Origin of the sequence: Nocardioides albidus (assembly GCF_006335005.1) — a bacterium.
Taxonomy (GTDB): domain Bacteria; phylum Actinomycetota; class Actinomycetes; order Propionibacteriales; family Nocardioidaceae; genus Nocardioides; species Nocardioides albidus.
In genome coordinates this window covers 65,611-71,756 of the sequence record NZ_VDMP01000016.1, presented here as the reverse complement: position 1 = coordinate 71,756, position 6,146 = coordinate 65,611, and the positions used below count along the sequence as shown (strand labels likewise).

General features: G+C 72.9%; 5 protein-coding genes. 3 read left to right on the top strand and 2 right to left on the bottom strand.

Annotation, left to right across the window (positions count from 1 at the left end):
- On the top strand, positions 1-617 hold a 617-nt coding region (locus FHP29_RS22480), incomplete at its 5' end, for a DNA methyltransferase (protein ID WP_240044292.1).
- On the opposite strand, the gene FHP29_RS03885 is transcribed toward FHP29_RS22480, so the two are convergent.
- Positions 610-2,073, bottom strand: coding sequence for a WS/DGAT/MGAT family O-acyltransferase (locus FHP29_RS03885; RefSeq protein ID WP_240044291.1), 1,464 nt, complete (start codon positions 2,071-2,073; stop codon positions 610-612). The two genes, FHP29_RS22480 and FHP29_RS03885, sit on opposite strands and share 8 nt — an antisense overlap.
- Before the next feature lie 153 nt (positions 2,074-2,226).
- On the opposite strand from FHP29_RS03885, the gene FHP29_RS03880 reads away from it, so the two are divergent.
- A complete protein-coding gene (locus tag FHP29_RS03880) occupies positions 2,227-3,708 on the top strand; it encodes an FG-GAP-like repeat-containing protein (RefSeq protein ID WP_139621543.1) in 1,482 nt (493 codons plus the stop codon).
- Here the strand turns inward: FHP29_RS03880 and FHP29_RS03875 are convergent.
- A complete protein-coding gene (locus FHP29_RS03875) occupies positions 3,705-4,832 on the bottom strand; it encodes a glutamate--cysteine ligase (protein WP_139621542.1) in 1,128 nt (375 codons plus the stop codon). The genes FHP29_RS03880 and FHP29_RS03875 overlap by 4 nt on opposite strands.
- Before the next feature lie 61 nt (positions 4,833-4,893).
- Between FHP29_RS03875 and FHP29_RS03870 the strand changes: the two genes are divergently transcribed.
- On the top strand, positions 4,894-6,146 hold a 1,253-nt coding region (locus FHP29_RS03870; protein WP_139621617.1), incomplete at its 3' end, for a threonine/serine exporter family protein.

Sequence of the window (6,146 nt, the reverse complement as noted above, 5' to 3'; positions counted from 1 at the left end):
CCCTGCACTTCGCGGTGTGGGGCGACCCGGCGACCGGCCGGGTCGCCACCGAGCCGTTCCCGGGCGCCGTCGAGATCAAGCCGGTCTTCGGCGACGGCAGCCCCGCCGTGTGGCGCTGGTCGCGCCCCCGCATCGAGGAGCGTCCCGACGACCTCGAGTGCCGGATCGTGCGAGGTGCTCGCGGGGAGCGGATCGACGTCTATCAGCGCGACTGGCGCCACCCCGTCGGCGGCCGGCGCAAGAAGCTGCGCACCATCTGGCTCGCCGAGGAGGTCGGGTCCACCGACACCGCCGTCGCCGAGCTCAAGGAGCTCGTCGGCCACCTCTTCGAGTCGCCGAAGCCCACCGGCCTCCTGCTGCGCATCCTCGGCACCATGCCCGCCGACGCGCGGGTGCTCGACTACTTCGCCGGCAGCGGCACCACCGGCCACGCGGTCGCGCTGGCCAATGCGGCCGACGGCGGTCGTCGTACCTGCCTGTCGGTCAACTCCGCCGAGGCCACCCGGCCCGGATCCAACGCCGAGCGGTCCGGCTATCCGACCGTCTCCGCGGTGACCCGGGCGCGACTGCGGGCCGTCGCCGAGCGGGTCGGCGGCGGCTTCGCCGAGCTCAGCTGACGCCCGCGGCCTTCTCCAGCGCGGCGAGCTCGTCGTCGAGGAAGGTCAGCAGCCGCTGCAGGTGGGGGACCGTGCGGCGACACCCGGTCAGTCCGAAGCCCATGTTGCCGGCGTAGGACGTGCAGGTGATGTTGAGCGCCATGCCGTTGATCGGGATGGAGACCGGGTAGCTGCCGACCAGCTGGGCGCCGTTCCAGTAGTGCGGCACCCGCGGACCGGGGACGTTGCTGATGATCAGGTTGTACGGCGGGCGCACGATGCCCTGCATCCGCAGCATCGGCACCACGATCGAGGGCGCCATGCCGATGGCGCTCATCGCCACGATCTGCGCCGGCGTCATCGACGACAGCGCCTCCTTGCCGTCCTTCATCGACTGGCTGATGGTGCGCAGCCGGTCGGCGGGGTCGGCCCTGTCGGTGGCGAGGCGCACCATCACCGAGCCGATGGCGTTGCCGCCCTCCGCCGACGCGGATCCGGCCTGCTTGGCCTTGAGGCCGATCGGGACCATCGAGACCATCGACTGCTCGGGGAGCGCGTCGAGCTCGGTGAGGTAGGTGCGCATCGCGCCGCTGCACATCGCCAGCACGACGTCGTTGATGGTCGTGCCGGTGGCCTTCCCGACGCCCCGGATCCGCTCGATCGGCCAGTCCTGGGCGGCGAAGCGCCGGGCCCCGGTGATCGACTGGTTGAAGATCGTGCGCGGCGCCGCGAGGGACACCGCGGAGGTCTCGTTCTTCAGGCCCTTGCGCAGGGTCTTCACGAGCGCCAGCGGCATGCCCGCGGCGTCGGCGCTGATCGAGAGGGCCGTGCGGACGGCGTCGCCGGGCAGGTCGGCGAGGGTGCGGGCGGCGGTCGTCGCCGCGTCGACCGCGGCGGCGGGCAGGGAGTCGCTGCTCTCGGGCTCCGGCTTGCGGCGGCGGGCCGCGCCCTCCGCGAAGGGGGCGGGCATGCCGCGGCGGTCCGGGTCGGAGGAGAGAGTGCTCGCCATCAGCCGCATCGCGGAGATGCCGTCGACGAGGGAGTGGTGGAGCTTGGTGTACATCGCGACCCGGCCGTCGGCGAGGCCCTCGATCACGTGGGTCTCCCACAGCGGTCGCTCCCACGCGAGGCGCGTGGAGTGCAGCCGGCCCACGAGCTCGAGCAGCTCGCGGACCCGGCCGGGCTGGGGGAGCGCGCTGTGCCGGACGTGGTGCTCGATGTCGATCTGCTCGTCGTCGCGCCACGTGAGGGTGCCACCGGTCTTGACCGAGCGATAGGGGTGCTTGAGGAAGAGCGGCGCGATCCGCTCGGTGTCGCGCATCGACTCGAACATCTCCCGGACGTACTCCGGTCCGGCGTCGGCCGGGGGCTCGAAGAGCTGGAGCCCGCCGACGTGCATCGGCATGTTGCGGTTCTCCGCCAGGAGGAACGCCGCGGAGGTCGGGTCGATCGGCCGGAAGCCGGGAACGGAGACCACGGGAGCAGCCCCTTTCGTCGCAGGTGGCCCTGATCCTCGCGTGTCGTGACGGTCGCCACAAGCCGATCCGGATGTCGGCACTCAGGCGTGAGCGGCGCCCGGGAGGGTAGGAGCGCCTGCGGCGGCAACGCGTGAACGGAGGGGATCAGGGCCTTGAGCAACATCACCCCGCCCGGCTGGTACCCGGACGGCGACGGCATGGAGCGGCGCTGGGACGGCGCCGGCTGGACCGACGAGCGCCGTCCGATGACCCGGTTCGCCCCTGCCGACGAGACGACCCGGGTGCGCCCGCCGGGGCAGCGGACCGTCGTACCGTCGAGCCCGCCGTCGAGCCCGCCGTCGACCCCGCCGCCGCCCCTCGCCCCACCGGCCGGACCCGTGATCCCGCCCGCGGGCTACGGCCAGGTCCCGGTGCCCGGGTACGCCGGTCCCGGCACCCCGCCGCCGGGAGCGCACCCGCGGCGCGGGCGACTCGGCCTGTGGATCGCCCTGGGCGTCGTCCTCGTGCTCCTCGCCGGCGCGGCCGGGACGCTCGCCGCGCTCCGCCCGTGGGCCGACGACACCACCGCCGCGCAGGATCCCGGCGCGGACCACCCGGCCGCGATCCAGGGCGACCTCGACGGCGACGGTCACGGCGATGCCGTCTACTACTTCTCTCCCGACTACGACCGCACCACCCGGATCACCGCCAGCAGCAACGGCACGGTGTTCAGCACCAGCGAGCTCGCGGTCGAGGACGGCGCGCGACCGGCGGAGCTCTCCTTCGACTGGGACGACGACGGCGCCAACGAGCACCTCACCTGGAGCTTCGTCGATGACGCCGATCAGCTGACCCTCTCCTCCACGGACAGGGAGTTCCCGGGCGACCAGACCTTCCGGCTCCCGGTGTCCTCGCTCAAGGAGTACGGCACCACGATCGTGGTCGAGCCGGGCGACTTCGACGGCGACGGCACCATCGACCTGGCCGTCGCGGGCCCCGACGACCGGACGGTCGCCGTCCAGGTGATGCTCGGCGACGGGACCGGCGGGTTCGCGGACCCGGTCCGCTGGATCTCGCTGGCCAACGCCACCATCGACTCCACCGAGATCCGCGCGGGCGACTTCGACCACGACGGCGACGCGGACCTGTGGACCCGCCTGCCGGCCGAGCGGGTCGAGGACGACGACTACTCGGGCTACTACTCCGGCCGGACCGGCTACGCCCTGCTCACCTCGACCGGGGCCGAGTTCGAGGCGGGCGCGGTCGTCGAGGACGACCTCCACGCCGACGCCTACCTCGTCGGCGACGTGACCGGCGACGGCACCGCCAGCCTGGTCAGCGTCCAGGTCAGCTCCTACGACGAGGAGGTCGAGATCCGGGTCTACGACCTCGCCGACGGCCGGCCCCGCGAGGTCGCCGGCTTCACCGGCACCTCCACCGTCGGCCAGCGCAGCCTCGAGGGCGCCACGCTCTCCGACGTCGACGGCGACGGGCGCGGCGACGTGGTGTTCGTGGTCAAGGCGGCGAAGGAGTCGAAGTTCACCGGCGTGCAGGTGATGAGGTCGGACGGCAAGGTGTTCTCGCGCGCCACCGTGTGGGCCGAGACCCCGCCGTGCGACGGCCCGGAGTGCAGCATCGAGTTCCCGGGCCGCTAGAGGCCGGCCTTGAGCTCGGAGACGACCGAGTCGACGACCGCGACGAGGTCGTTGCCGCTGCGCTCGGCGACGGCGCGCTGGCGCACGTACGACGGCCCGCGGTTCGCGATCTCGAGCACCGACGCCAGCTCCGCCTCGCAGCCCAGCCGGGCCGCCACCGGCTCCAGGCGCGGGACGAGCTCGGCGAGGTCCTCGGTGACGAGCCGCTCGTTGGACTCGCCGTCGAGGATCACGATCGCGTCGACGCCGTACCGCGCGGAGCGCCACTTGTTCTCCTGGACGTGCCACGGCGGCATCGTGGTCAGCGTCTCGCCGGCGGCGACGCGCCCGTCGAGCCAGACGGCCAGGCAGTGCATGAGCGCCACGAGGCCCTGCATGTCGGCGAGCGTGGAGACGCCGTCGCAGATGCGGTTCTCCAGCGTGCCGTGCTTGATCGCGGGGCGCAGGTCCCAGCGGATCTCGCTGAGCTCGTCGATCACGCCGGTCGTGATCTGGTCGTGGGCGAAGTGCTCGAACTCCTCCCAGCGCTCGAACTGGAAGGGCAGGCCGGCGGTCGGCAGCTGCTGGAACATCAGCGCCCGGTTGGAGGCGTAGCCGGTGTCGACGCCCATCCAGATCGGCGAGGAGGCCGAGAGCGCCTGCAGGTGCGGGTAGTAGGTGAGCAGGCCGTTGAGGACCGGCATCACGCGGTCCTTCTCGGGCAGCCCGACGTGCACGTGCACACCCCAGATCAGCATCTGACGCCCCCACCACTGGGTGCGGTTGATCAGCTCGGCGTAGCGGTGGCCCTCGGTGAGCTGCTGGCCGGTCCAGTCGGCGAAGGGGTGGGTGCCGGCGCCGTAGAGGTCCAGGTCGAGGTCGTCGGCCGCCGCGGCGACGTACTGCAACGTGTCGCGGAGGTCGGCCATCGCGTCGCCGACGGTGCCGCACACGCCGGTGACCACCTCGACGGTGTTCTTCAGCAGCTCCTTGTGCAGCTTCTCGGGCATCGGCATCCGCGGCTTGGCACGGGCGAAGAGGTGGGCGGCGTCGTTGCGGAGGTCGCGCGTGCGGCGGTCGACCAGCGCGACCTCCCACTCCACCCCCAGGGTCGGCTCGGCCGAGCCGTGGAAGTCGATGCGCACCGGATCAGCGTAGGGCCTGACCGCGCGGCGAGGGTGCCCGGCGACCTGACAGAGTTGGGGCGTGGACGACCTGCGGATCCTGCACCGCACGCTCGACCTGTGCCTGAAGGTGGGGGAGGTGCTGCTGTCCTCCGGCGCGGGCGCGGCCGACGTGGTGGCGACGATGCGCGCCCTGGCGCGGGCGCTCGGCGTACGCCACACCCAGGTGGACGTCACCTTCACCTCCCTGACGATGAGCGTCCAGCAGGCGCCCGACGAGCCGCCGGTCGTCCAGTTCCGCGCGGTGACCCAGCGCGAGATCGACTACGAGGACCTGACCCGCGTCGACCACCTCGTCCGCGACGTCGTCGCCGGCGACGTCGACCTCGAGGGAGCGCGCACCCAGCTGGCCCAGATCGTCTCGTCCGGGCACGCCCGGCCGCGCTGGGCGGCGAGCCTCGGCTGGGGCGTGATGTGCGCCGGCGTCGGGCTCCAGCTCGGCGGCAGCCTGATCGTCGTCGTGGTGGCGCTGCTCGCCGCGATCTGCATCGACCGGCTCCAACTGCTGATGACCCGCCGCCGCCTGCCCGGCTTCTACCAGCAGGTCGCCGGCGGCGTCGTCGCCACCGTCCTCGCCGCGCTCGGCACCCGGCTCGCGGAGCCGTGGGTGCACCTCAACGCCTCGCTCGTCGTGACCGCCAACATCATCATGCTGCTCGCCGGCATCGGGTTCATGGGCGCGATCCAGGACGCGCTCTCCGGCTTCTTCGTCACCGGCGGCGCCCGGATCCTCGAGGCGGTGCTGGCCACCGCCGGCATCATCACCGGCGTCAGCGGCGGTCTCTCCCTCTGCGCGGCCGTGGGGATCGAGATCCCCAGCCTGACCCTGCCGCGCCTCGACCTGGCGGGGGTCACCTCGGTCGGCGTGGGCGGCGGGATCGCGGCCGCGGCGTTCGCCTTCGCGTCGTACGCCCCCCTGCGCACCCTGCTGCCCGTCGGTGTCCTGGGCGGACTGGCCCTCGCCGCCACCGAGGCGATGGACGAGGCTGGCTTCGGCCGCACCTTCGCCGTCGGCCTGTCGGCCTTCGCGATCGGCCTGTTCGGCTACACCGTCGGGCGCCGCTTCCGCGTCCCGCCGCTGGTCGTCGTGGTCTCCGCCGTGGTGCCGCTGCTGCCGGGTCTGTCCATCTACCGCGGTCTGTTCCTCCTCGGCCAGGACGGCGGCCGGCTCGCCGCCGAGGGACTCCTCGCCATGGTCACCGCCGCCTCCATCGCCATCGCCCTGGCCTCCGGCGTGATCCTCGGCGAGTACGTCGCCCAGCCGGTCATGCGCGA